The organism is Kosakonia arachidis, from assembly GCF_900116535.1.
Lineage (GTDB): Bacteria > Pseudomonadota > Gammaproteobacteria > Enterobacterales > Enterobacteriaceae > Kosakonia > Kosakonia arachidis.
Genome location: NZ_FPAU01000001.1, coordinates 1577662 through 1602164, shown reverse-complemented (window position 1 = coordinate 1602164; position 24503 = coordinate 1577662). Strand labels below are relative to the sequence as shown.

The window sequence follows — 24503 nt, the reverse complement described above, 5'->3', positions numbered from 1 at the left end:
CCCCTTCAGAAGAAGGGGCGAGGGTAAATTATTTGATTTCCAGTTCGTTCATCGCAGCGATGTTAAAACCACCATCTACGTGAACCACTTCACCGGAGATACCCGCTGAGAGATCGGAGCACAGGAACGCAGCGGAGTTGCCCACGTCCTCGATGGTCACAGTGCGGCGAATCGGGGTAACCGCTTCGCAATGCGCCAGCATTTTACGGAAGTCTTTAATACCGGACGCCGCCAGCGTACGGATCGGACCTGCGGAAATACCGTTAACACGAACACCTTCCGGCCCCATGGCATTCGCCATGTAACGCACGTTCGCTTCAAGAGAGGCTTTAGCCAGACCCATTACATTGTAGTTCGGGATAGCACGCTCAGCACCCAGGTAGGAGAGCGTCAGCAGTGCTGAGCCCGGATTCAGCATCTGGCGGCAGGCCTTAGCCATTGCAACGAAGCTATAGGAGCTGATGTCGTGTGCGATTTTAAAACCTTCGCGGGTTACCGCGTTGACGTAGTCGCCGTCCAGTTGGTCGCCTGGCGCGAAGCCGATAGAGTGAACGAAACCGTCAAATTTCGGCCAGACTTTCGTCAGGTCCGCAAACAGGGCGTCAATACTCTCATCTTTAGCAACATCACATTCCAGAACAATGCTGGAACCCAACTGGGCGGCAAACTCTTCAACACGGCCTTTCAGCTTGTCGTTCTGGTAGGTGAATGCCAGCTCAGCGCCTTCGCGATGCATTGCCTGAGCGATGCCGTATGCGATGGAGAGTTTGCTGGCGACGCCAGTAACCAGAATGCGCTTACCGGAAAGAAAACCCATAGCTTTAATCCTTATATTCATTGTTGTGGCGAACGTCCTCTTCGTGTGGCGTTCGTCGTTAAAACGCGGCGATTCTATCATGAGTCGCCGAATGAGTTAATCCGACCACTGCATCTCGTCAATCAGCGGTCTTTGCGCCAGGCATCAGCGGTTAATGCTTCGCCAAAATGTCCGGCGATCAAACGCTTTGTTAAATCATGCAACGGAGAGGCAAGCACATCAGCGGTGCTGCCGCGCTCCACCACTTCACCCTGATGCATAACCAGCACCTGGTCGCTAATGTGCTTCATCATCCCGATATGCTGGGTGACATAGATATAAGAGATACCCTGTTTTTCTTGCAATTCCAGCATCAGATTAATTAACTGCGAACGCATCGACATATCCAGCGAGGCCAGTGCTTCATCGGCGATGATCACCTTCGGCCGCAAGATCAGCGCTCGCGCCAGGCCAAGGCGCTGTTTTTGCCCGGGTGCCAGCATGTGTGGGTAGTAGCTGACATGATCCGGCAACAAACCCACCATGCGCAGCGTCTCGATAATACGTTTCTGTCGTGCTTCCGGCTCCAGCTCCGTGTTCAGACGCAGCGGGAAATCAAGAATTTGCGACAAACGCTGGTGTGGGTTAAGCGATGTCGTGGGATCCTGAAAAATCATGCGAATGCGCTGGCTACGGAAAGTATAGTCGCCGTAATGCAGCGGCTGATCGTCAATCACCAGCTCGCCGGAAGAGGGTTCCACCATGCCCACCAGCATTTTCGCCAGCGTCGATTTCCCGGAACCGTTCTCGCCGATAATCGCCAGCGTCTGCTTTTCGCGCAGGGTAAAACTTAACGGTTTAACCGCTTCCACGGTTTGACGACGGAACCAGCCAGTGCGGTAGCGGAAGGTTTTGCTCAGGTTACGCACTTCAAGCAAGGTCTCAACCATCATTCGCTCTCCATATTCAGCGGGAAGTGGCAGGCATAAAGATGGTTTCTTGCGCCGGTCAGACGCGGTCTTTCGACGCATTTTCGCTGTGCATACGGACAGCGCGGCCCGAGGCGGCAACCAATCGGCAGTTGCTCCAGTAGCGGAATGGCGCCAGGCATCGTGTTGAGACGGCTTTTATGCGGCATTGCGCTGCCAAAATCCGGGATCGCGCGGATCAGCGCCTGCGTATACGGATGATGTGGCGTAACCACCAACTCCTCGCTGGGCGCGGTTTCCACCGTTTGCCCGCAATACATCACATTAATGCGGTCGGCCCATTTACTCAGCATTTGTAAATCGTGGCTGATTAGCATAATGGTGGTGTTGTTGTTCTGGTTAAGACGGTCAAGCAGGCGGAAGATCTGCGCCTGGGTGGTCGGTTCCATCGCGTTCGTTGGTTCGTCAGCAATCAGCAGGCGCGGTTGGTTAGCCAGCGCGATGGCGATCATCACTTTCTGACATTCGCCTTCGGTCAACTCGTAAGGGAAACTACGCATCGCATCTTCGTGATCTTTAACCCCGACGCGGTGCAATAGCTCGACAGCCCGGCGCTTACGCCAGCCAAAACGCTGCCACCAACGGCCTTTCCACGTCCAGCCGGGAATGTTTTGCATCAACTGCTTACCGACGCGTTCCGAGGGATCGAGACAGGATTGCGGCTCCTGGAAAATCATCGACACGTTATGGCCGAGCAGCTTGCGTCGTTCGCGCGCCGAGAGGCGCAGCAGGTCGATATCGTCAAAGCGCATGCGATCGGCGGTGACCCGCCAGTTATCTTTGGTAACGCCGCAAATCGCTTTCGCGATCAGGCTCTTACCCGAACCGGATTCGCCCACCAGACCGCGAATTTCACCCTCTGCAAGCGTCATGCTGATGCGATCAACAGCTTTAACCCAGACATCGCCGGTTTTCACTTCAATGGTCAGATTGCGGATATCAAGAAGTGGCATTATTCGACTCCCGCAGCGATCGCACGACGGATCCCGTCGCCGAGGATGTTAACCAGTAGCACGCTAATCATAATGGCTGCGCCCGGTAACATCACGGTCCACGGTGCGACATAAATCAGTTCCAGCGCATCGCCGAGCATTGCGCCCCATTCCGGAGAAGGAAGCTGAGCGCCGAGATCGAGAAAACCAAGCGCAGCGATATCCAGAATCGCCATTGATAGCGCACGAGTGATTTCCGTCACCATCCCGGCTGTAATATTGGGCAGCACAGCGTACCAGAGGATATTGCTAGTTGACGCGCCATCAAGCCTGGCGGCCACCACATACTCCTTCTCGAGCTCGTCATGCACCATGCTGTAGACCGAACGCACCATGCGCGGCAGCAGCGCCAGCCAGACAGCGAACAGCGCATGAGTAAGGTGCGGGCCCGCAAACGCCACCACAATAATGGCAAGCAGCAGCGTAGGCAGTGACAACAGCGTATCGAGAATATGGTTCAGCACGGCTGAGCGCAGTCCATGGCTGGCACCCGCGAAAATGCCGAGCGCCAGCCCACAAAGCGTGGCGGCAAGCGTGACAATAAATGCACCGCCGACGGTGGGTGCTGCACCGCTTAGTAATCGACTCAGTACATCACGGCCCAGGTCGTCCGTGCCGAGGAAAAACGACACATCGCCATAGCGCGACCATGATGGCGGTAATAGCTGATAACCGAGGAACTGCTGGTCGATGCCATAAGGCGCGAACCAGTGGCCAAAAATACACAGCAGCGCCAGTGCGCCGCAACCGTACAGGCCGATCATCGCGGTGGTATCGCCATAAAATTTACGCCAGGCTGTGCGTAGCGTGCTGGGTGGGCGTTTTTCGCTGTAAACGCTATCGTAAGGCATACCATTCCTTATGTTTCAACGGGTTCGCCAGCGCACCCAAAATATCCGACAGCACGTTGACAATAATAACCAGCGAGCCAATCACCATCACACCGGCCGAAATCACCGCATAATCCTGCTGGCGAATGGCATTAATCAACCAGCGTCCAAGACCCGGCCAACTGAACACCATTTCAGTGATCATCGCCAGCGTCAGCATTGTGGAAAATTGCAACCCAAGACGCGGGATCACCGGCGGCAGGGCATTATGCAGTACATGGCGGCGCAAAATGGTGACGCGTGAAAGACCGCGCGTCGCTGCCGCTTTAATGTAGTTTTTGTCGAACACATCAATGGTACTGATTCGCATCAAACGGATCACCTCCGTTGTTGGCGCTACTGCCAGCGTCATTACCGGCAACACCAGATGGCGTAGAGCGCTTATCATCATCTCATCGCGCCACGGCGAGTCTGAAAGCCAGGCATCAATCAGCGAGAATCCGGTCACTGTTTTTACCTGATAGAGTAGATCGAAGCGCCCGGACACCGGCAGCCAACCAAGGTTGAGCGAAAAGAAAAGCGTCAGCAGCAGCGCCAGCCAGAACACTGGGATGGAAAAGCCGAGCAGCGCAATAGCGCTGATCAGTGAATCCTGCCACTTACTGCGCATCACCCCCGCGAACATCCCGACTGGGATACCGATCACCAGCGCGGAACCAAACGCCAGTAGGCAGAGCTCCATGGTGGCAGGAAAGACCTCTTTTAACTGTTCCGAAATAAGTTGGCCGTTAATGCTCGATACGCCAAAATCCCAATGCAACAGACCGTTAAACCAGAATACCCATGCGTTCCACAGCGAGGCACCCTGTAGCGGAGCGTGGGGGGTGAAATAGCTCAGGCTGAAGCCAATAAACGTCAGCAAAAAGAGGGTCACCAACAGCAGCAGCAGACGACGCAAAGTAAAGATAATCATGGTTTCGACACCTCTTGTTTATCCCGCGAGACTCCGGCAAAAGAGGCGCTGCCAAACGGACTCAGCACCAGTCCTTTAATATCATAGCGATACGCCTGCAAACGCAGCGAGGAAGCCAGCGGCAGCACCGGCAATTCGCGGGCAAGGATCTGCTGAGCTTCTTTATAATCATCAATTCGCGCAGCAAGTTGCTGTGAAGCAAGCGCTTTTTGCAACACATCGTCGAATTCATGGTTACACCAGTGCGCAAAGTTGGTCTGCGAGTTTATTGCTGCGCAACTCAGCAGCGGGCGGAAGAAACTGTCAGGATCGTTACTGTCTGTCGCCCAGCCTGTGAGTGTTAAATCATGGTTCATATCCATCAATCGCGCTTCCTGGAAGCGGCCTTCCACCGGCACGATCACCACTTTAACGCCGACCTGCGCCATATCGGCCTGGATAAGCTCGGCGGTTTTCAGTGGACTGGGGTTCCATGGCTGTGAGCTGGAGGGCACCCACAGTTGTAATGTGAGATTTTCCACCCCCAGTGCTTTTAGCCGCTCGCGCGCCTGGGCCGGATCATATTCGGTGATTTTGGCTTCATTATCATAAGCCCAGGAGGCGCGGGGCAGAATTGACGCTGCCGTTTCCGCTGTGCCGTAGTAGATCGACTGCATCAGGCGTTGGTTATTGATCGATAGCGCCAGTGCATGGCGCACTTGCGGGTTATCCAGCGGCGGTTTGTTGGTATTAAACGCCAGATAGGCGATGTTCATCCCAGGACGCAGTGTCAGGCGCAGGCGCGGATCGTCCCGCAGAATCGTCAACTGGCTGGCGGCTGGCCACGCCAGTACATCACACTCGCCGGTCAGTAATTTTGACAAACGGCCCGTACCGCCGGAGCCTAAATCGACAACGACCTGCTGCATTAGGGGCTTACCACGCCAGAATTTTTCGTGACGTTGTAACCGAATGTATTGCCCGGCGCGATACTCATCAAGCTGATAGGGGCCGGTGCCGACCGGCTGGCGATCGATCAGTTCCTGACGATCTTTTTTCGCCAGTTCGCCTGCATATTCTGCCGACATCACGGAAGCATAATGCGTCGCCAGATGCCATAAAAACGAGGCATCCGGTTTTTTCAGGCGAAACTCGACGGTGCGGTTGTCCAGCTTCCGTACGCTATCGACGGAATCGGCAAATTGCAAACTGTCAAAGTACGGGAAACTATCGCCGTTGACGTTATGCCAGGGATGATTGCGGTTGAAAATGCGCTGAAAGGTAAACACCACGTCATCGGCATTTAATGCGCGGTGCGGTGTGAACCAGGGCGTGGTCTGAAAGGCAACATTATCGCGTAGACGAAAACGGTAAGTTGCGCCGTTATCCAGCACTTCCCAACTTTCCGCCAGCTCCGGTACCAGCCGGTAAGTGTAGGGATCGACGTCTAATAAGCGATCGTAAAGTTGCGCAGCCAGCGTATCAACAATCAAACCGCTACTGGCTTTCTGCGGGTTAAAGGTATTGACCTGGCCATTGACGCAATAAACAAAACCGCTATCGCGAATATCCGCCAGCGGTACGGGCGTGACTGCCGCCTGGGCGATACCTGAGATCAGGCTTGCGATCAACAGCAGAGAGGAGAGAACCGGACGCATGATTTATTCAACGTGTTTAAATTCATGAACAAAGTGTATCGCACTTGCTATGGCTTCGTACAAATGTCTGCAAGCGACTGCTGTTATTGTCGACGATTTCAGCTGATTTGATGCTTTTTCAGCAGCGCCCTTAGCTGGTGATAGGTCAGCCCCAGCAATTCCGTCGCGCGTTTTTGGTTAAATTTTGCTTGTTGCAGACTCTGCTGTAACAGCTGCTTTTCCTGCTGGTGCTGAAATTGTCGCAGATCGAGCGGCAGGGAGACCGGGGTATTCTCTTCAACCTTCGGCGCACTCAGCGTACGGTTAAAGGGATCAAGAATTATAGTATCAAGCGGCACATCGCTGCGCCCATGACGATATACTGAACGTTCCACCACGTTTTTCAGCTCGCGAATATTTCCGGGCCAGCCGTAATTCATCAACATATCGCGGGCACGATCGGTAAAACCGGGAAACAGCGGCAATTTAAGTTCCCGGCACATCTGAATGGCAAAGTGATCGGCCATCAGCATGATATCGCTCTGCCGCTGTCGCAGCGGCGGCAATAGCACCACGTCAAAGGCCAGTCTGTCGAGCAGATCGGCGCGGAAGATACCGTCCTGCACCATCTGCGGCAAGTCGGCATTGGTGGCGCAGACCAGCCGCACATTCACCTGCAAAGGCTGGCTACCACCCACGCGTTCGAGTTCGCCATATTCAATGACCCGCAGGAGTTTTTCCTGTACCAGCATCGGCGCAGTGGCCAGCTCATCGAGAAACAGTGTTCCACCGTCGGCACGCTCAAAGCGGCCTGGATGGCGTTTCTGCGCGCCGGTAAAAGCACCGGCTTCATGGCCGAACAATTCTGAATCCAGCAGATTTTCATTCAACGCCGCACAGTTGAGGGAGATAAATGGCCCTTGCCAGCGCGAGGAGAGGAAATGCAGACGGTTAGCAATCAGCTCTTTACCTGTGCCGCGCTCACCGATGATCAGTACCGGTTTATCGATTGGCGCAAGGCGTGAAACCTGTTCCAGCACCTCGATAAAGCTATTAGCCTCACCGAGCAGGTTATCCTTGTGTTCTGGCATGATGAAATTCACCATTAGTTAGTTTTATTAACCACTCTAAATGAAAAAAACGCGGTGGTAAAATTATTAAAATCATTAATAATCAAGTAAATAAAAAGTTGGCACGAAGATTGTAAATAAGTCAGTAACAGGGCCATGCCCGATTACAGAAATGAAGAGGAACTGATTATGGGTATTTTTTCTCGTTTTGCCGACATCGTGAACGCCAACATTAACTCGTTGCTGGAAAAGGCGGAGGATCCGCAGAAACTGGTGCGCCTGATGATTCAGGAGATGGAAGATACGCTGGTTGAAGTGCGTTCAACTTCAGCACGTGCGTTGGCAGAAAAAAAACAGCTGACGCGCCGTATTGAGCAGGCCTCTGCCCAGCAGGAAGAGTGGCAGGAGAAAGCCGAACTGGCACTGCGTAAAGATAAAGACGATCTGGCGCGTGCGGCGCTGATCGAAAAACAGAAAGTTACCGCGCTGATGGAGACCCTGGGCCAGGAAGTGACGCTGGTGGATGAAAGCCTGGCGCGGATGAAAAAAGAAATTGGCGAGCTGGAAAACAAACTCAGCGAAACTCGTGCTCGTCAGCAGGCGCTTACCCTTCGCCACCAGGCGGCCAGCTCCTCGCGTGATGTCCGCCGTCAACTGGATAGCGGCAAACTGGATGAGGCGATGGCACGTTTTGAATCCTTCGAACGTCGTATCGATCAGATGGAAGCGGAAGCCGAAAGCCACGGTTTTGGTAAACAAAAATCGCTGGATCAGCAATTTGCCGAGCTGCATGCGGATGACGAAATCAGCGAGCAACTGGCACAACTGAAAGCCAAAGTGAAACAGGACAATCAATAATAATAAGGCGGTATCAGAAGATGCCGCATCACTTGCTGTAAGGAGTACACATGAGCACGCTTTTTCTGGCTATCCCCCTGACGCTATTCATCCTGTTTGTTCTACCCGTCTGGCTATGGCTGCATTACAACAATCGCCAGCGCGGCGATTTGAATCAAAACGAACAGCAGCGGCTCCAGCAACTGTCCGCCGAAGCCGCGCGAATGCGCGAGCGTATTCAGGCGCTGGAAGATATTCTTGATGCTGAACACCCTAACTGGAGGGAGCGCTGATGGCAACGTTAGATCTGAATAAGAAATTATGGCGTATCCCGCAGCGTGGCAAACTGGGTGGCGTCTGCGCCGGCATTGCGCAGTATCTGGATATCAAAGTCAAAGTAGTGCGTATTCTGGCGATCCTGGCAATGTGTTTCGGCCTGTTTTTCTTCGTCGTCGCCGCTTATATCGTACTGTTTTTTATCCTCGACCCGCTGCCAGATAATTACGTGGAAGGGGAACGCGTCCCTTCCAGCAGGGAACTGCTCGATACCGTCGATGCACAGTTGGCTGAAGGGGAACATCGCTTGCGTCAGATGGAACGCTATGTCACCTCCGACAGTTTCTCACTGCGCAGCCGTTTCCGTCAGCTATAAGAGGTAAATCATGAATCGTCATTGGCAACAGGCACGTCGGCATGCCCTACCGGGGTTGAAATTCGCCGGCAAGCTGGTTTTGCTCACCGCTCTGCGTTATGGCCCGGCGGGCGTGGCCGGTTGGGCGGTTAAATCTGTTGCCCGCCGTCCGGCCAGAGTACTGTTGGCGTTTGCGCTGGAACCGTTACTGAAACGTGCAGCGGATAAATTTTCTCGCCGCTTTATGGCCGAGAGGCAGGTAAAATAAGTGATTTACGGCTTCACCCTAAGGGCAATGCTGCATGGCGATGGACCGATTTAAGAACGAACTGAACGCGCTGGTGAACCGCGGCATGGACAGGCATTTACGCCTTGCGGTCACTGGCCTTAGCCGCAGTGGAAAAACCGCGTTTATCACGGCGATGGTCAATCAACTTCTTAACCTGCATGCGGGTGCGCGGTTGCCGCTGCTGAGCGCCGTGCGCGAAGAACGGTTGCTGGGCGTGAAACGCGTCCCCCAGCGCGATTTTGGCATTCCCCGTTTCACCTACGATGAAGGTCTGGCCCAGCTTTATGGTATGCCGCCCGCCTGGCCGACGCCAACGCGCGGCGTCAGCGAAATTCGTCTGGCGCTGCGTTTCCGCTCAAATGATTCGCTGCTGCGCCATTTCAAAGAGACCTCAACGCTCTATCTGGAGATTGTCGATTATCCCGGCGAGTGGCTGCTGGATTTACCGATGCTGGCGCAGGACTACCTGAGCTGGTCGCGGCAGATGACCGGGCTTTTACAGGGACAACGCCAGGCGTGGTCGCAAAAATGGCGCGCGTTATGCGCCGATCTTGATCCGCTTGCGCCAGCCGATGAGAACCGTCTTGCGGAGATCGCTGCGGCCTGGACGGACTATCTGCATCAGTGCAAACGTGAAGGTCTGCATTTTATTCAGCCTGGGCGCTTTGTTCTACCGGGCGATATGGCGGGGGCCCCCGCGCTGCAATTCTTCCCGTGGCCAGATGTCGATGGTGTTGGTGAGACGAAGCTGGCTCAGGCTGATAAACACACCAATGCCGGAATGCTGCGAGAGCGCTACAACTATTACTGTGAACATGTGGTGAAGGGCTTCTACAAACATCACTTTTTGAAGTTCGATCGCCAGATTGTGCTGGTGGACTGTCTGCAACCGCTGAACAACGGTCCGCAGGCGTTCAATGATATGCGGCTGGCACTGACCCAACTGATGCAAAGTTTCCATTATGGCCAGCGCACGCTGTTCCGCCGTCTGTTTTCGCCAGTGATCGATAAATTGCTATTTGCCGCCACCAAAGCTGACCATGTGACACTCGATCAGCACGCCAATATGGTGTCGCTGCTGCAACAGCTCGTCCAGGATGCCTGGCAGAATGCGGCCTTCGAAGGTATCAGCATGGATTGCATGGGGCTGGCATCGGTGCAGGCCACGCAGAGCGGCATCATCGAGGTGAATGGCGAGAAAATCCCGGCCTTGCGCGGGCATCGTCTGAGTGACGGTACGCCATTAACCTTTTATCCGGGCGAAGTGCCTGCTCGACTGCCGGGGCAGACATTTTGGGATAAACAGGGTTTCAGTTTCGAAGCTTTTCGTCCGCAGGCAATGGATGTAGATACGCCGCTACCGCATATTCGCCTCGATGCTGCGCTGGAGTTTTTAATTGGAGATAAATTGCGATGAGCGAGCCGCTAAAGCCAAGAATCGATTTCGCCGGGCCGCTGGAAGCAGAAACCGACGTGCAGTTTAAAGGCGCGCAAACTTTTGACGCGCAGCAGGCAGAGAAATTCTCGCCACTCATCGCTGACGGCTTGTCTGCTGAGGGTCCGACAGAAGCTGCAGTGGAATCCGCACTGCGCCCGAAGCGCAGTCTGTGGCGTAAAATGGTTAGCGCAGGTCTGGCGCTGTTTGGCGTGAGCGTTATTGGTCAGGGTGTGCAGTGGACGATGAATGCCTGGCAGACCCAGAACTGGGTCGCGCTCGGCGGCTGTGCGGCCGGCGCGCTGATCATCGGTGCGGGTGTCGGTTCGGTCGCCAGCGAATGGCGGCGGCTCTGGCGTTTGCGACAGCGAGCGCAGGAGCGTGATGAAGCCCGTGATTTGCTGCACAGTCATGCCACCGGGAAAGGCCGCGCGTTTTGTGAAAAACTGGCGCAACAGGCTGGCATCGATCATGCACACCCTGCAATGCAGCGCTGGTATGCCGCCATTCATGAAACACAAAGCGATCGTGAAATTGTCAGCCTTTATGCTCACCTGGTACAACCGGTGCTGGATGCGCAGGCGCGGCGCGAAATCAGCCGTTCGGCGGCCGAATCCACATTGATGATCGCGGTAAGCCCGCTGGCGCTGGTGGATATGGCTTTTATTGCCTGGCGCAATCTGCGGCTGATCAATCGCATTGCCACGCTTTATGGTATTGAACTGGGGTATTACAGCCGCTTGCGATTGTTCCGCCTGGTACTGCTGAACATTGCGTTTGCCGGTGCCAGTGAACTGGTGCGCGAAGTGGGAATGGACTGGGTATCACAGGATCTCGCGGCGCGGCTTTCTGCTCGTGCCGCACAGGGAATTGGTGCCGGGTTGCTGACGGCACGTCTGGGGATTAAGGCAATGGAATTGTGCCGCCCTTTGCCGTGGTTAGATGACGATAAACCCCGCCTTGGCGATTTCCGGCGCCAGTTGATTAGCCAGCTTAAAGAGACCTTGCAAAAGCGGCCAGCGGAATAAAAGAACAGCGTTGCGCGCTTATCTTTACAGCGTAATGCCGCTATTTCCGGCAGGCTGTCAATATTTGTTGACAGACATCTTCCTGCCAGCCAGGAAGTGGCTTATCATCCTTTAATACGTGAATGAAAAAAGGGTGGTTATTCCCATGCGTCTTGAAGTTTTTTGCGAGGATCGTCTTGGTCTGGCACGTGAATTGCTCGATTTACTGGTGCTGCGCGGTATTGATTTGCGCGGTATTGAAATTGACCCGGTCGGGCGCATTTACCTCAATTTTGCCGCACTTCAGTTCGATACATTCAGTAGCCTGATGGCCGAAATTCGCCGCATTTCCGGCGTTACTGACGTTCGCACCGTATCGTGGATGCCTTCTGAACGTGAGCACCGCGCCCTTAGCGCACTGCTGGAAGCACTTCCGGAGCCAGTACTTTCGCTGGACATGAAAAGTAAAATTGAGCTGGCAAACCCGGCGAGTTGCCAGCTTTTCACGCAAGATAGCGACAAATTACGCAACCACAATGCCGCGCAACTGATCCCCGGTTTTAACTTTCAGCGTTGGCTGGAGGGGAACCCACATACCTCCCATAGCGAACATGTGGTGATCGGCGGACAAAACTTCCTGATGGAAATTACTCCGGTTCATTTGGAAGGGGAAACAGGCGAACCGATGCTGACTGGCGCCGTTGTTATGCTACGTTCCACCGTGCGCATGGGGCGGCAGTTACAGAATATCAGTCCGCAGGATGTAAGCGCTTTTAGCCAGATTGTCGCTGCCAGTCAGAAGATGAAGCATGTTGTCGAGCAGGCGCGCAAACTGGCAACGTTGACCGCGCCGCTGTTGATTACCGGCGATACCGGCACAGGGAAAGATTTGCTGGCGCATGCCTGTCACCTTGCTAGTCCGCGAGCGATGAAGCCATATCTGGCACTTAACTGCGCATCGATTCCGGAAGAATCGGTCGAGAGCGAACTTTTCGGTCATGCGCCGGAAGGGAAAAAAGGGTTTTTTGAGCAGGCTAACGGCGGCTCTGTACTGCTGGATGAAATTGGCGAAATGTCTCCGCGTATGCAGGTCAAACTGCTGCGTTTCCTCAACGATGGTACCTTCCGCCGCGTTGGCGAAGATCATGAAGTGCATGTTGATGTCAGAGTGATTTGCGCCACCCAACGTAACCTGGTGGAGCTGGTACAGAAGGGGGTATTTCGCGAGGATCTCTATTATCGTCTGAATGTCCTGACGCTGAATTTGCCGCCGCTGCGCGAACGTCCGCAGGACATCATGCCGCTGACGGAACTGTTTGTCGCCCGTTTCGCCGATGAGCAGGGTGTACCACGACCGAAATTATCACAGGATTTGCCGCCGTTGCTAAACCGCTATAGCTGGCCGGGCAACGTCCGTCAGTTGAAAAACGCCATCTATCGGGCGTTAACGCAACTGGAAGGTTATGAGCTGCGCGCTCAGGATATTATGTTGCCGGATTACGACGCGGCAGCTGTGGCTGTGGATGAGGATGCAATGGAAGGTTCGCTGGATGAGATCACCAGCCGTTTTGAACGTTCGGTGCTGACGCAGCTTTATCGCAACTACCCCAGTACGCGTAAACTGGCGCGCAGGCTTGGCGTATCGCACACGGCGATTGCCAACAAGTTGCGGGAATATGGTTTAAGCCAGAAGAAAAGCGAAGAGTAGAGTAAAGAAAACCCGGCAGCGTTCGCTGCCGGGCTGAAATATCAGGATTTCAGTACGTCAAGTGCCGCGGTGTAATCCGGCTCAGTGGTAATTTCATTGACCAACTGGCTGAAAATAACCTTATCGTTTTCATCAAGCACCACAACAGCGCGTGCTGCCAGACCTTTCAGTGCGCCTTCAGAAATACCCACGCCGTAGTTTTCCAGAAAATCAGCGCTACGCAGCGTTGACAGCGTAACCACATTGCTCAGACCTTCCGCGCCACAGAAGCGCGATTGCGCAAACGGCAGATCTGCAGAAATGCATAACACCAGTGTGTTGTTAATTTCAGTGGCTAACTGATTGAATTTCCGCACAGAAGCTGCACAAACACCGGTATCAATGCTCGGGAAAATATTCAGTACTTTGCGTTTGCCCGAGAACTGTGCGAGAGAGACGTCAGACAGGTCTTTAGCCACAAGCGTAAACGGTTTGGCTTGTGCGCCAACCTGCGGGATTGCGCCTGCAACGGGAACCGGATTGCCCTGAAAATGAACGAGTTGTGACATAATATCTTCCTGTTTACATATAATTAACGTCGGGGCTAGTGTATGCCATCCGCTGAGAACACGGCAAACCAATTTTCACATCTATACTGGTTTACATTGCGGCAGAGGAGAGAGGAATGCGCAACGTTAAAGTTTATGAGGAAACCTGGCCGCTGCATACCCCGTTCGTAATCTCGCGCGGCGCCCGCAGCGAAGCGCGCGTGGTGGTGGTTGAGCTGGAAGAGGATGGCATCAAAGCCTCGGGTGAATGTACGCCGTATCCACGCTACGGTGAGAGCGAAGCGTCAGTCATGGCGCAGATACTGACCATTGTACCGCAACTGGAAAACCGACTTAGCCGCGAGGAGCTGCAAACGCTCTTGCCACCCGGTGCTGCGCGAAACGCCGTGGATTCTGCGCTCTGGGATTTGGCGGCGCGCAAAGCGACCCAGACCCTGACACACTATGCAGGCATTACATTGCCGCAAAGCATCACTACGGCGCAGACCGTGGTGATTGGCACACCGGAGCAGATGGCGGCCAGCGCGGCGGCGCTCAGCGAGAAAGGCGCTCAGTTGCTGAAAGTGAAGCTTGACGATCACTTGATCAGTGAGCGACTGGTGGCGATCCGCGCTGCAGCGCCTGCGGCGACACTGATTGTTGATGCCAACGAGTCGTGGCATGCCGAAGGCCTTGTGGCGCGCTGCCAACTGCTGGCGGATTTAGGCGTGGCGATGCTGGAACAACCGCTTCCGGCCGGGGGCGACGAGATGCTGGCCAACTTTATCCATCCGTTGCCCATTTGCGCTGACGAGAGTTGCCATACGCGGGAAAGCCTGGCGTCATTACACGGACGTTATGAGATGGTCAACATCAAGCTGGATAAAACCGGTGGTCTGACGGAAGCGCTGGCGCTGGCCGACGAGGCCGCAAAGCAGGGTTTTGCGCTGATGTTGGGCTGCATGATTTGCACTTCACGCGCCATCAGCGCGGCACTGCCGCTGGCAAACCGCGTGCGCTTCGCCGATCTCGATGGCCCAACATGGCTGGCGGTGGATGTCGAACCGGCGCTGCACTTTACCACCGGCACGCTTCATCTTTGAGGATCCCAGTGCAGTAATTCTGTCACCGCCGCGAGGTACTTTTCGCTCGCTTCGTCGGCTGAGATTGGCGGAAACTCAACGGTGATGCAGTGCAGACCGATATCCGCACACCAGCTTCCAAAAGAGCCGGGCGTTTCATAACCAACACTAGTGACCAGCGGCAGAGATAACGCGCTGGACAACCAGTGGCCAAGCACACTTTCCTGCGGATCTTCCACACATGCCAGCGGATCATGGAACGTCACGACCCATGCCGGGTGAATGCGATGAATCAACTGGCACAACGCCTGCGTTTCTGGTTCAGAACCAGGTGCGTCACCGGTCAGTAACACCACATCCCGTGCATCGGCGGCGCTGTTCCAGCGATAAACCGTTTCACCTGCTTTCCAGTTGGCGGCGGGAAAATTCCGGTTGAGATCGACGCCGTTGGCGTTCGCACGCAGGCCAAGCTGGCAACCGTCGGGATTGACCGCCAGGAGCACATGATGATGACGTAGATCGGCTTTCAGCGTACGCAGGGCGCAGGAAAGTGTGACAACCGAGGAGTTTTCGTCACCATGCGTCCCGGCAATAATCAAACCGCTTTCGTGCGTGGCGACGGGCGCCGGAAACCAGATCAGCGGTGCACCGAGCAATGAGCGGCCAAACTCTTCGCTTCCGGGGGCAAAACGGCCCCGCTGCGGACGTGGACGTGTGAAAGGCATTAGCTTCCTCTGTTCTGGTGTTTGCTTACAACAAGTGTTGAGCAAAAATCGGTACGACGCAAATCTTGCCATGGAGGTTAAATTACTGTCCAGCATCAATTTTTCGACTGACCAGATTTGCATTCCGCTATGTTAAAACAAATAATTACACTTCAATTGCCGGGTTTGCCGGGAAATGACATATCAAAAGGGGATCTTATGACGCATCGAGTTTCCAGGCTGTGTTGCGCGCTCTGGCTGTGCGGTTTTTCTTCAGTATCGTTTGCGGCTGATGTTCCTCCAGGTACGCAACTGGCGGCAACGCAGGAGGTTGTGCGTCATCTGAAAGACGAACCCGCCTCGCTGGATCCCGCTAAAGCTGTTGGCCTGCCGGAGATTCAGGTGCTGCGTGACCTGTTTGAAGGTCTGGTGAATCAGGACGAGAAGGGCAACATTATTCCCGGCGTCGCCAGCAAATGGCAGAGCAATGATAACCGCATCTGGATTTTTACCCTGCGCGACAATGCCCGCTGGTCTGATGGCTCCCCGGTAACCGCAGAGGATTTCGTTTATAGCTGGCAGCGTCTGGTGGATCCGAAAACGACCTCACCTTTTGCCAGCTTTGCGGCGCTAGCGGGGCTGGCCAATGCGCAGGATATTACCGCGGGTAAAGCGACGCCGGATAAGCTCGGCGTCAGCGCGGTGGATGCGCACACATTGCGGGTGCAACTTTCTCGCTCCGTACCGTGGTTCCCGAGTCTTGCGGCCAATTTCGCACTTTATCCGGTGCAAAAAGCGAACGTTGAGAGCGGCGCAGAATGGACGCGTCCAGGTCATCTGGTCGGTAACGGCGCGTTTGTGTTGAGCGATCGTGTAGTGAATGAAAAGTTGGTGCTCAGCCGCAACAAGCACTACTGGGATGATGGCAAAACCGTGATCGATAAGGTGACGTTTATGCCCATCAATCAGGAGTCTGCTGCAACCAAACGTTATCTGGCGAATGGCGTCGACATTACAGAATCTTTCCCGAAAAACCTCTATCAGAAGTTGTTGAAAGATATCCCGGGGCAGGTCTACACACCGCCGCAACTGGGCACGTATTACTACGCATTTAATACGCAAAAAGGCCCAACGTCCGATCCCCGCGTACGCCTGGCGCTGAGTATGACCATCGACCGTCGGGTTATCGCGCAAAAAGTGCTGGGCACCGGCGAGAAACCCGCATGGCGTTTAACGCCGGATGTGACCGCAGGTTTCACCCCGGAACGTTCACCGTTTGAATCGATGAGTCAGGCAGAGTTGAACGCGCAGGCGAAAACGCTATTGCAGGCGGCAGGTTATGGCCCACAGCGGCCGCTTAAACTCCGGTTGCTGTATAATAGCTCGGAAAATCACCAGAAGATTGCTATCGCAGTGGCCTCCATGTGGCGACAGACTCTGGGCGCGGATGTGACGCTGCAAAACCAGGAGTGGAAAACCTATGTCGACAGCCGTAACAGCGGCAATTTTGATGTGATCCGCGCCTCATGGGTGGGGGACTACAACGAACCATCCACGTTCCTGTCGATCCTGACGTCGGGAAGCAGCAGCAATATTTCGCGCTTCAATGATGAAAGCTATGACAAAGTGGTTGCCCAGGCGGCGCAGGAAACCAGCGCCAAAGCGCGCAATATGGATTACAACGCGGCGGAGCATCTCATTGCCGAAAAAGCGCCAATTGCGCCGATTTATCAGTACACCAATGGGCGTTTGATTAAGCCGTGGCTGAAAGGATACCCAATTAACAATCCGGAAGATGTGGCATACAGCCGCACGTTATACATTATTAAACATTGATAAAAAAATCCCCTTACGTCACGGGAAGTAAGGGGAAACTCATTGATTGCGGAATCACTCCTGTCTTAGCAGGAATGTTAAAAATTTTACTTAAAAAATGTGAAGGGACAATGAAGGAAATGTGGAGCATCACGAAAATGTGAATTGCCGTCTCAGGGCCGCGGTAAAAAAGCCTGTTGCCGCTACATTGAACGGACGAAAAATACCGGAAGCAATGTGGGCAATCTTGTACGGGATATCTGAATGTTAGACTCAACTATTCTGGATAGAGAAAGATAATCTTTATCATTTTCGCGGCTCGGCCCTTTTTTGGTATGGTCGTCGAGAACAGCATTTTTCGCGGGTAAACCCGGCTCTTTTACGATTATGGTCAAAAAACAGACAGTATTAGGTGGTATAGTAGTTTGGTGTTTACTACCTCAGAGGACGTTATGGAGACTGAATTAGACCCAACCCAACTGGCTATCGAATATCTGCGTCGCGATCGCAGCGCGATGACACCGGCCGAGTACCTCAAAAAACTCAAACGACTCCGGCTGGAGTTCGCGGATTTGCTGACGCTCTCACATACCGAATTGAAAGAAGAGATCGATTTTGCCTGGCGGTTGGGCATTCATTAATACCGTAATACCGTAATACCGTAATACCGTAATACCGTAATAGCGCCCGAAAGAGGGCGCTTTTTTTGGCTCTATTCAGGCGACAAGCACCTGGTTACGACCGTTATTTTTTGCGCGATAAAGCGCTTCATCAACGCGACGGAACATGGCATCGAGGCTTTCATTTTGCAAATGGCGCGCGACGCCGATACTGACGGTAAAGCCAGGCAGACCGGGCGTGGCGATATTCACTACCGCCTGGCGGATGGTTTCCGCCACGTCCAGCGCGGTATCCAGGTTGGTATGCGGCAACAACAGTAAAAATTCTTCACCGCCCCAGCGAAAGACATAATCACCCCTGCGACTATTGGCTTCCAGCGTGCGTGCAAGTTCGATCAGCACTTCGTCACCGCACTGATGACCGAATTGATCGTTAATATGTTTGAAATGATCTGCATCGACCAGCATGACGCAAAAATCGAGTACGGTCGGCAGAACATGCTCAGTCAGGTGATAAAACTGACGGCGGTTCAACAGCCCGGTGAGGGCATCACGGTGCGCAGCGTATTCCAGCTCCTGCTCAAGCCGCTTCTGTTCCGTAATATCATGAATAATGCATAACATCAGCCGTTCGCCGTATATCTCAATTGGCCCGGCGTAGGTTTGCACATGCCGCATTGAACCATCGGCCAACTGATGAATAAAATTGAGTGGCTTATGTCCACCAGGCAGGTTGGCGATTTCTGACATCACTGGCAAGACGTTGCGCCCCATGGTGTTAATTTCCCATGTATGCATCTTGCACATCTCTTCATGATCGTAACCATAAAAGCGCAGAGCAGCGAGATTAGCCTCTACGATCAGGCCATCGCGGACGGGATCAATAAGCAGCATTGGGGCTGACGTCGTATAGAAAAAGCGGGCATAGAACCCGTGCTTACGCGGCCGGTAAGCTGAGGGGTGGCTGGCCTTTAGCGCAGCGGCCGCAGCACCTCCGGAAATGCCCTCGAAAATGAGCACTTCACCGACTGTTTCAAGTTCGCGCAGCACGGCGCGGCAACTGATCATACACTCTTCACCGGAGGGGCAAATACTCCAGATTTCGACCACATCTTCGTGATTTTGCAGGCAGGGTAAATACATTGAAAGGGTGATCTGCGCAACGGCAGAAAAGAAGCCACTGCGCATTTCACGCAATGAACGCCCTGCCGCCAGCTTCTGCGCCTGTGTGTTAGAAAATAGCAACGTTTCCGTGTCAGGAGCGACCACCCAAACCGGCGTGGAGAGGACATTCAGCGCATCCAGGTGATATTTTAGCATGACTACTCCACTTATCGCGCAGGTTGCAATGTCGCCGCTGGTCAGATATAGCGGCAATTTACTAACTTTATTGCAACACACATGAAATGTAGAGCTTTATGCAGGTTTTTTTTGTGACGACTCTGAACATTCCAGTGACATCGCGAAAGGTTTATGTTCAAGCAGCACTGAAATCTTCTCAACAGGTTGCGGACGAGCAAACAGGAAACCCTGTAAAAAAGCACAGCCCATATTGGTGAGCAATGCATGCTGTTCTGTCGTTTCTATTCCTTCGGCGATCACACGCATATTCATCGAGTGGGCAATGTCGATTATCGTTGAGACGATTTTCACGTTGCGGCTATTTTCGCGAATATCTTTCACAAAACTTTTATCAATTTTGAGTTCAGTGGCAGGCAATTTTTTTAGCATCAACATATTGGAATAGCCGGTACCAAAATCATCAATCGCCACAGTGATCCCCAACTGCGCAAACTGGGTCAGCAGATGAACGCTACGCTCAAGGTTTTTCAGCGCGGTGTTTTCGGTGATTTCCAGTGTCAGGCGGGTTGGGTCGACATGATAACGGGTCAAAGCATCAGTGACCTGTTCATAAATATTATGCTGTTCGAACTGGATGGGCGAGAGATTGATCGCCAATGTCAGGTGGGGAAAACCCTGGTTATTCCAGCAATGTAACTGGCGACAGGCAGATTCAATCACCCACTGACCAACAGAGATAATCAGCCCGGTTTTTTCCAGCATCGGCAGAAACGTTGCCGGCAGCAAAACCCCCTGCTGCGGGTGACGCCAGCGCAGCAGGGCTTCGAATCCGGTCAGGGTGTGTTCGGGCGCGGTATATTGCGGCTGATACCAGAGTTCAAACTGATTGCGCGCCAGAGCCTGCGATAAATCCTGCAAGAACTGCGGTGCATCGGCGGTTTTCTGTGCCATTCCGGTGTGATAAATCGCCCAGCCGTTGCTTCCTTCCTGCTTAACACTGTACATAGCGGTGTCGGCCTTCAGCTTCAGCTCATGGGCGTTTTCACCGTGCTCTGGATAAAAACTCACCCCGGCGCTAAGCGATACATTGATGACATGGCTTAATTCATAAAAAGGGTGCTGAATAGTGGCGATCATACGGCGAATCAGGGCGTCAACTTCTTCCTCACTGGTCTGTGGCACAAGCAGCGTAAACTCGTCGCCGCCGAGTCTGGCCAGCGACATTTTGTCATTAATGCAGGCTGAAAGTCTTTCTGCCACCGCAACCAGCAGGCGGTCGCCAATATGGTGCCCCCAGGCATCATTCACCAGCTTGAAGCGATCCAGGTCCATATAAATCAGCGCGAAGGTCGTCTGCTCTTCTGCTGCGCTATTCAGGCAGGAATCCAGTAAAATATCGAACTGAATACGGTTTGCCAGCCCGGTGAGCGGATCATAATGCGCCTGTTTCTCCAGTTGTAGGTTTAACTGGCGCAGACTGTCGGTCAGACGTGCTGTCCGCAATTGTGAATCGATCATTGAGATAAACAGCATGATGCCAAAAATCACCAGCGTTGTAGTAGCGACCCACAGCGATAGTCCTTGCTCACCGACGCTGCGGCCCATGATATGTAGCGCATCGCTACGCACGATAATGCCGAGCCCGTCATTACTGAAGGTCGCGGCGCTCATGCCGGTGTAGTGCATGGCGCAAATGGCAATGCCCATCACCAGCGAAGCATAAACGCGATTAATAAAGATGCCATGCGTATTTTGCCGCAGGCTGAATGCCAGCCACAGAGCGACCCAGGCGCTGGCAATGGCAATCACCAGCGACAGCGCCACCAGCGGGATGTTCCAGTAAATGCTGACGAAGCTCATCATCGCCGCCATGCCGATATAATGCATCGACACCACGCCGCTACCGAGAACGAGAGTGGAGAAAATCAGGCGTCTTGTCGACAAAGTATGGCCGCTGACGGCGATATTGAGCGACAAGGTGGAGGCCAGTAAAGCAATAACAAATGAGAGGATGGTTAATTCAAAATCATAATGCATCATTATCGGCATTTTCATCGCCAGCATACCAACAAAATGCATTGACCAGATACCCATACCCAATGTAGCTCCACCAGAAATCCGCCAGAACAGGGCCCTACGAGGTTCTGAGTTCAGCACTTTACCTGCGCTATCCAGTGCGACAAATGAGGCAATGAATGCCACCAAAAAAGAGATGCCGACCAGAATAGGGTCCCACGAAACATAGAGCATATGTCATCCACGCAGGCAAAAGAGTTGATATGTAATCCTGGCACTAATTTTAGCAACTAACCTGATGAATTTAATGGTTGGGTGGATTTATTCGTGCAAGGAAAAATTAATAAACATGGATCATCTTTTATTTATCGACATTAATAGCAGGAACTTAAAAAAGTGAATGCTTTAATAGAGTTTGAAAGAAAATTAAGGAAAAATATGCTTCGAGGGTCACTGAGTGATGCGAGTTTTATATGATATATCCAGGCAGTGAATTCCGACTTCGTCGGGTTATTAGGCTGCTTATGTTGGGTTTACTGTTGGCATGTAGATAAGTTCAATGACTTAATCTAAATTAATATTATTTAGATGTGAACTTTGCGCAGTATCAATTTCATCGTGTGAAAGTATATTTCGAGTGCTATAACGATCTTACCGTGTTCCAAAGTTTGGTGGTATCACTATGCTAAGACATATTAGTGTAAGGGCTTTTATTATTTTATTTTGGCTTTCTTCTTTTATTTTTACGGAAACTTTAGTGATCATTCTCTCAAAAAATGCCACCCTCATTATGACCACCTCAGTTGTTTTCATAACTTCACTCGCATTACTTTGGCTGTATATGACGCACTATTTAGTGACGCCGATTAATACCGTTAAAAAAAGCATAGAAGAGGTAACATCGGGTAATCTTTCTATTGTTATTCCTGAGTTTGGAAATAACTGCGCCGGTCGCTTAATACCCGGAATCAACTCACTTTCTGCCAGCATCGCTACCTTAGTCAGAGAAATTCGCGCCTCTTCGGATTCTGCCCTCGATCTTTCGGCTGAACTGGCCACGCGCAGTGCTGACCTCTCCGTGAAAACCGAGGAGCAATCTGCTGCGCTGGTACAGACCGCCTCAAGCATGGAACAGATGGCTTCCAGTACCAAAAATAATGCCGATAATACACGCATCGCCAGCACCCGCGCGAAAGATGCTACAAGCTGTGCGTTAAAAGGCGGGGATTTAATGGGGAAGGTCGCGAAAAATATGCAGTCAATTACTGAATGTGCCAATCAGATGACGGAAATTATTTCGATTATTGACGGTATCGCTTTCCAGACCAATATTTTGGCGCTCAATGCGGCGGTAGAGGCCGCGCGGGCAGGCGATCACGGGAAGGGGTTCTCCGTAGTCGCCGGTGAAGTGCGTAGCCTTGCGCATCGTAGCGCTGAGGCGGCGAAAAATATCAAATCCCTGATTGCTGAAACGACAGATAACGTGACGCAGGGTGCGACAGTGGTGAATGAAGCAGAACAAAATATGCATGATATTGTTTCCGGCGCGAGCATGGTCAGTAAGTTGATGGATGATATTGCCGTCACGACGCTGCAGCAGGAAAAAGGCATTTCGCAGATCACCCTGGTATTGGCGGAGCTGGAAAAAGTGACGCAAAGCAACGTCACTACGGTCGATGAACTTGCCGGTTCCTCTGACGTGCTGAAACATCAGGTTGAGGCGTTACAAAAAAGGACCGGTAAATTCCGGCTGATCGAGGTCGCTCCGGCAGCACGCATGGCAACAGAGACCATGTTGCCGCCGGAAAAACAGCACCAGCGCGTCAAAACGCCAGTTTTGCGTAATCAGGAAAATTACTGGCACTCCTTCTGAAGGTATCCGCACTGAATAACAATGCCCGATAAACCGGGTTTTTTATTAGCAGTTTGCATGAATTTGTTAACAAATTCAGCGTGATGATTGCTTAAGATTCTCATCCGGCTAGACTGACAGCAATACCTTGCTGATTTTGGAGGCGCTGTGGAAGTATTAAAAGGCTCCAGGGTGAATGTCCCGGATGCGGTTTTTGCGTGGCGGCTGGATGGAAAAGGCGGCGTTAAGCCGCTTGAAGACGATGACATTATTACTGAGCAGACACCGTGCTGGGTACATCTGAATTATACCAATCAGGAGAGTGCCCAGTGGCTGGCCTCAACGCCGTTGCTGCCGAACAGCGCCCGTGATGCGCTTTCCGGCGAAAGTACGCGCCCACGCGTAAGCCGGCTGGGCGAGGGAACGTTAATTACACTGCGCTGTATTAACGGTAGCACTGATGAGCGGCCCGACCAGCTCGTGGCCGTGCGGTTATACATGGATTCACGGATGATTGTCTCCACGCGTCAGCGTAAGGTTATGGCGCTGGATGATGTGGTCAGAGATCTGGAAGAGGGCGCCGGTCCGACGGATAGCGGTGCCTGGCTGGTGGATGTTTGCGATGCGTTGACCGATCACGCCAGCGAATTTATTGAATCATTGCACGACAGGATTATCGATCTGGAAGATAACCTGCTCGAGCAGCAAATTCCGCCGCGGGGAATTCTGGCGTTGCTGCGCAAACAGTTAATTGTTATGCGCCGTTATATGGCGCCGCAGCGGGATGTCTTTTCCCGGCTGGCCAGCGAACGACTGGCGTGGATGAGCGACGATCAGCGCCGCCGGATGCAGGATATTGCCGATCGCCTCGGGCGCGGCCTGGATGAGATCGATGCCTGTATAGCACGTACGGCAGTGATGACGGATGAGATTACTCAGGTGATGCAGGAATCGCTGACACGACGTACTTATACTATGTCATTGATGGCAATGGTCTTTCTGCCGAGTACCTTTCTTACTGGCTTGTTTGGCGTCAATCTGGGCGGCATTCCGGGAGGCGGCTGGCAATTCGGTTTTTGGATCTTCTGCATGATGTTGGTAGTACTGATCGGCGGTGTTACCTGGTGGTTGCATCGTAGTAACTGGCTGTAAAATTTCACTTTTTTAACATTTTTTGAACATAAAAACGCCAAATAATTTGAGCGAGGTCAATAAACATAATACCTATTCAGGGCAATATTCCTCCCGCAGGTGAATGCAACGTCAAGCGATGGGCGTTGCGCTCCATATTGTCTTACTTCCTTTTTTGAATTACTGCATAGCACAATTGATTCGTACGACGCCGACTTAATGAGTCGGCTTTTTTTTGCCTCTTTTTTACCTGCGTCTACCCTTAACAAGGTATCTCATGT

Annotated in this window: 23 protein-coding genes; 12 read left to right on the top strand and 11 right to left on the bottom strand. The window is 52.9% G+C overall.

Annotated features, from left to right (window positions below; translation table 11 throughout):
• Nucleotides 1-28: 28 nt before the first annotated feature.
• From fabI to pspF, 7 genes are all read right to left on the bottom strand, one after another.
• Entirely contained in the window at nt 29-817 is a 789-nt protein-coding gene (gene fabI, locus BM427_RS07740; RefSeq protein WP_090120551.1) for an enoyl-ACP reductase FabI, read from the bottom strand.
• 122 nt (nt 818-939) lie between these two features.
• Nucleotides 940-1746, bottom strand: coding sequence for a putrescine export ABC transporter ATP-binding protein SapF (gene sapF / locus BM427_RS07735; RefSeq protein ID WP_090120730.1), 807 nt, complete (start codon nt 1744-1746; stop codon nt 940-942).
• Complete coding sequence (sapD, locus tag BM427_RS07730; protein WP_090120550.1) at nt 1746-2738, bottom strand: putrescine export ABC transporter ATP-binding protein SapD; 993 nt, start codon at nt 2736-2738, stop codon at nt 1746-1748. The genes sapF and sapD overlap by 1 nt, the downstream gene beginning before the upstream one ends.
• Nucleotides 2738-3628 (bottom strand): putrescine export ABC transporter permease SapC, encoded by an 891-nt coding sequence (sapC, locus tag BM427_RS07725; RefSeq protein ID WP_090120548.1) that lies wholly within the window; start codon nt 3626-3628, stop codon nt 2738-2740. The genes sapD and sapC overlap by 1 nt, the downstream gene beginning before the upstream one ends.
• Nucleotides 3615-4580, bottom strand: a complete 966-nt coding sequence (gene sapB, locus BM427_RS07720; protein WP_090120547.1) for a putrescine export ABC transporter permease SapB — start codon at nt 4578-4580, stop codon at nt 3615-3617. Before sapB ends, sapC begins: the two co-directional genes overlap by 14 nt.
• Entirely contained in the window at nt 4577-6217 is a 1641-nt protein-coding gene (sapA, locus tag BM427_RS07715) for an ABC transporter substrate-binding protein SapA (RefSeq protein ID WP_090120546.1), read from the bottom strand. Before sapA ends, sapB begins: the two co-directional genes overlap by 4 nt.
• Nucleotides 6218-6315: 98 nt before the next feature.
• Nucleotides 6316-7302: a phage shock protein operon transcriptional activator gene (gene pspF / locus BM427_RS07710; protein ID WP_167518507.1), complete on the bottom strand. Its 987-nt coding sequence runs from the start codon at nt 7300-7302 to the stop codon at nt 6316-6318.
• A 153-nt stretch (nt 7303-7455) separates the two neighbouring features.
• Between pspF and pspA the strand changes: the two genes are divergently transcribed.
• The 7 genes from pspA (at nt 7456) to tyrR (ending at nt 13173) form a co-directional block, all read left to right on the top strand.
• The gene (gene pspA / locus BM427_RS07705) at nt 7456-8124 is read left to right on the top strand and encodes a phage shock protein PspA (RefSeq protein ID WP_090120544.1); all 669 of its coding nucleotides are present in this window, start codon (nt 7456-7458) and stop codon (nt 8122-8124) included.
• A 50-nt stretch (nt 8125-8174) separates the two neighbouring features.
• Nucleotides 8175-8396 carry an envelope stress response membrane protein PspB gene (pspB, locus tag BM427_RS07700; protein ID WP_090120543.1) on the top strand — a complete coding sequence of 74 codons (222 nt, stop codon included), beginning with the start codon at nt 8175-8177 and terminating at the stop codon, nt 8394-8396.
• Nucleotides 8396-8755: an envelope stress response membrane protein PspC gene (gene pspC / locus BM427_RS07695; protein ID WP_090120541.1), complete on the top strand. Its 360-nt coding sequence runs from the start codon at nt 8396-8398 to the stop codon at nt 8753-8755. Before pspB ends, pspC begins: the two co-directional genes overlap by 1 nt.
• 10 nt (nt 8756-8765) lie before the next feature.
• The gene (gene pspD, locus BM427_RS07690) at nt 8766-9002 is read left to right on the top strand and encodes a phage shock protein PspD (RefSeq protein WP_090120540.1); all 237 of its coding nucleotides are present in this window, start codon (nt 8766-8768) and stop codon (nt 9000-9002) included.
• A gap of 40 nt (nt 9003-9042) precedes the next feature.
• A complete protein-coding gene (locus tag BM427_RS07685; RefSeq protein ID WP_090120726.1) occupies nt 9043-10440 on the top strand; it encodes a YcjX family GTP-binding protein in 1398 nt (465 codons plus the stop codon).
• On the top strand, nt 10437-11486 hold the full coding sequence (locus BM427_RS07680) for a YcjF family protein (protein ID WP_090120539.1): 1050 nt from the start codon (nt 10437-10439) through the stop codon (nt 11484-11486). The genes BM427_RS07685 and BM427_RS07680 overlap by 4 nt, the downstream gene beginning before the upstream one ends.
• 145 nt (nt 11487-11631) lie before the next feature.
• A complete protein-coding gene (tyrR, locus tag BM427_RS07675; protein ID WP_090120724.1) occupies nt 11632-13173 on the top strand; it encodes a transcriptional regulator TyrR in 1542 nt (513 codons plus the stop codon).
• A 41-nt stretch (nt 13174-13214) separates the two neighbouring features.
• On the opposite strand, the gene tpx is transcribed toward tyrR, so the two are convergent.
• The gene (tpx, locus tag BM427_RS07670) at nt 13215-13721 is read right to left on the bottom strand and encodes a thiol peroxidase (protein ID WP_090120538.1); all 507 of its coding nucleotides are present in this window, start codon (nt 13719-13721) and stop codon (nt 13215-13217) included.
• A 116-nt stretch (nt 13722-13837) separates the two neighbouring features.
• Between tpx and ycjG the strand changes: the two genes are divergently transcribed.
• A complete protein-coding gene (gene ycjG / locus BM427_RS07665) occupies nt 13838-14803 on the top strand; it encodes an L-Ala-D/L-Glu epimerase (RefSeq protein WP_090120537.1) in 966 nt (321 codons plus the stop codon).
• On the opposite strand, the gene mpaA is transcribed toward ycjG, so the two are convergent.
• Nucleotides 14794-15507: a murein tripeptide amidase MpaA gene (mpaA, locus tag BM427_RS07660; protein WP_090120534.1), complete on the bottom strand. Its 714-nt coding sequence runs from the start codon at nt 15505-15507 to the stop codon at nt 14794-14796. The genes ycjG and mpaA overlap by 10 nt on opposite strands.
• A 198-nt stretch (nt 15508-15705) precedes the next feature.
• Between mpaA and BM427_RS07655 the strand changes: the two genes are divergently transcribed.
• The gene (locus BM427_RS07655) at nt 15706-17322 is read left to right on the top strand and encodes a peptide ABC transporter substrate-binding protein (RefSeq protein ID WP_090120532.1); all 1617 of its coding nucleotides are present in this window, start codon (nt 15706-15708) and stop codon (nt 17320-17322) included.
• Between the two features lie 431 nt (nt 17323-17753).
• On the top strand, nt 17754-17942 hold the full coding sequence (locus BM427_RS07650; protein WP_007371969.1) for a YdiH family protein: 189 nt from the start codon (nt 17754-17756) through the stop codon (nt 17940-17942).
• A gap of 75 nt (nt 17943-18017) precedes the next feature.
• Here BM427_RS07650 and BM427_RS07645 read toward each other — a convergent pair whose 3' ends face one another.
• Entirely contained in the window at nt 18018-19241 is a 1224-nt protein-coding gene (locus BM427_RS07645; RefSeq protein ID WP_090120530.1) for a GGDEF domain-containing protein, read from the bottom strand.
• Between the two features lie 96 nt (nt 19242-19337).
• Complete coding sequence (locus BM427_RS07640; RefSeq protein ID WP_090120529.1) at nt 19338-21473, bottom strand: putative bifunctional diguanylate cyclase/phosphodiesterase; 2136 nt, start codon at nt 21471-21473, stop codon at nt 19338-19340.
• A gap of 448 nt (nt 21474-21921) precedes the next feature.
• Between BM427_RS07640 and BM427_RS07635 the strand changes: the two genes are divergently transcribed.
• Complete coding sequence (locus BM427_RS07635; RefSeq protein ID WP_090120527.1) at nt 21922-23112, top strand: methyl-accepting chemotaxis protein; 1191 nt, start codon at nt 21922-21924, stop codon at nt 23110-23112.
• A gap of 147 nt (nt 23113-23259) precedes the next feature.
• Nucleotides 23260-24243 carry a zinc transporter ZntB gene (gene zntB / locus BM427_RS07630; RefSeq protein WP_090120525.1) on the top strand — a complete coding sequence of 328 codons (984 nt, stop codon included), beginning with the start codon at nt 23260-23262 and terminating at the stop codon, nt 24241-24243.
• The last annotated feature ends 260 nt before the right edge of the window (nt 24244-24503 follow it).

Excerpts from the sequence above, each read along its gene's own strand:
- pspD (WP_090120540.1), top strand. The coding sequence starts at position 8,766 with ATGAATCGTCATTGGCAACAGGCACGTCGGCATGCCCTACCGGGGTTG.
- BM427_RS07640 (WP_090120529.1), bottom strand. The coding sequence starts at position 21,473 with ATGCTCTATGTTTCGTGGGACCCTATTCTGGTCGGCATCTCTTTTTTG.
- BM427_RS07655 (WP_090120532.1), top strand. The coding sequence starts at position 15,706 with ATGACGCATCGAGTTTCCAGGCTGTGTTGCGCGCTCTGGCTGTGCGGT.
- BM427_RS07645 (WP_090120530.1), bottom strand. The coding sequence starts at position 19,241 with ATGCTAAAATATCACCTGGATGCGCTGAATGTCCTCTCCACGCCGGTT.
- BM427_RS07650 (WP_007371969.1), top strand. The coding sequence starts at position 17,754 with ATGGAGACTGAATTAGACCCAACCCAACTGGCTATCGAATATCTGCGT.
- pspF (WP_167518507.1), bottom strand. The coding sequence starts at position 7,302 with ATGGTGAATTTCATCATGCCAGAACACAAGGATAACCTGCTCGGTGAG.
- sapA (WP_090120546.1), bottom strand. The coding sequence starts at position 6,217 with ATGCGTCCGGTTCTCTCCTCTCTGCTGTTGATCGCAAGCCTGATCTCA.
- sapC (WP_090120548.1), bottom strand. The coding sequence starts at position 3,628 with ATGCCTTACGATAGCGTTTACAGCGAAAAACGCCCACCCAGCACGCTA.
- sapB (WP_090120547.1), bottom strand. The coding sequence starts at position 4,580 with ATGATTATCTTTACTTTGCGTCGTCTGCTGCTGCTGTTGGTGACCCTC.
- pspB (WP_090120543.1), top strand. The coding sequence starts at position 8,175 with ATGAGCACGCTTTTTCTGGCTATCCCCCTGACGCTATTCATCCTGTTT.
- tpx (WP_090120538.1), bottom strand. The coding sequence starts at position 13,721 with ATGTCACAACTCGTTCATTTTCAGGGCAATCCGGTTCCCGTTGCAGGC.
- sapD (WP_090120550.1), bottom strand. The coding sequence starts at position 2,738 with ATGCCACTTCTTGATATCCGCAATCTGACCATTGAAGTGAAAACCGGC.
- BM427_RS07685 (WP_090120726.1), top strand. The coding sequence starts at position 9,043 with ATGGACCGATTTAAGAACGAACTGAACGCGCTGGTGAACCGCGGCATG.
- pspC (WP_090120541.1), top strand. The coding sequence starts at position 8,396 with ATGGCAACGTTAGATCTGAATAAGAAATTATGGCGTATCCCGCAGCGT.
- mpaA (WP_090120534.1), bottom strand. The coding sequence starts at position 15,507 with ATGCCTTTCACACGTCCACGTCCGCAGCGGGGCCGTTTTGCCCCCGGA.
- BM427_RS07680 (WP_090120539.1), top strand. The coding sequence starts at position 10,437 with ATGAGCGAGCCGCTAAAGCCAAGAATCGATTTCGCCGGGCCGCTGGAA.
- tyrR (WP_090120724.1), top strand. The coding sequence starts at position 11,632 with ATGCGTCTTGAAGTTTTTTGCGAGGATCGTCTTGGTCTGGCACGTGAA.
- BM427_RS07635 (WP_090120527.1), top strand. The coding sequence starts at position 21,922 with ATGCTAAGACATATTAGTGTAAGGGCTTTTATTATTTTATTTTGGCTT.
- sapF (WP_090120730.1), bottom strand. The coding sequence starts at position 1,746 with ATGGTTGAGACCTTGCTTGAAGTGCGTAACCTGAGCAAAACCTTCCGC.
- pspA (WP_090120544.1), top strand. The coding sequence starts at position 7,456 with ATGGGTATTTTTTCTCGTTTTGCCGACATCGTGAACGCCAACATTAAC.
- fabI (WP_090120551.1), bottom strand. The coding sequence starts at position 817 with ATGGGTTTTCTTTCCGGTAAGCGCATTCTGGTTACTGGCGTCGCCAGC.
- ycjG (WP_090120537.1), top strand. The coding sequence starts at position 13,838 with ATGCGCAACGTTAAAGTTTATGAGGAAACCTGGCCGCTGCATACCCCG.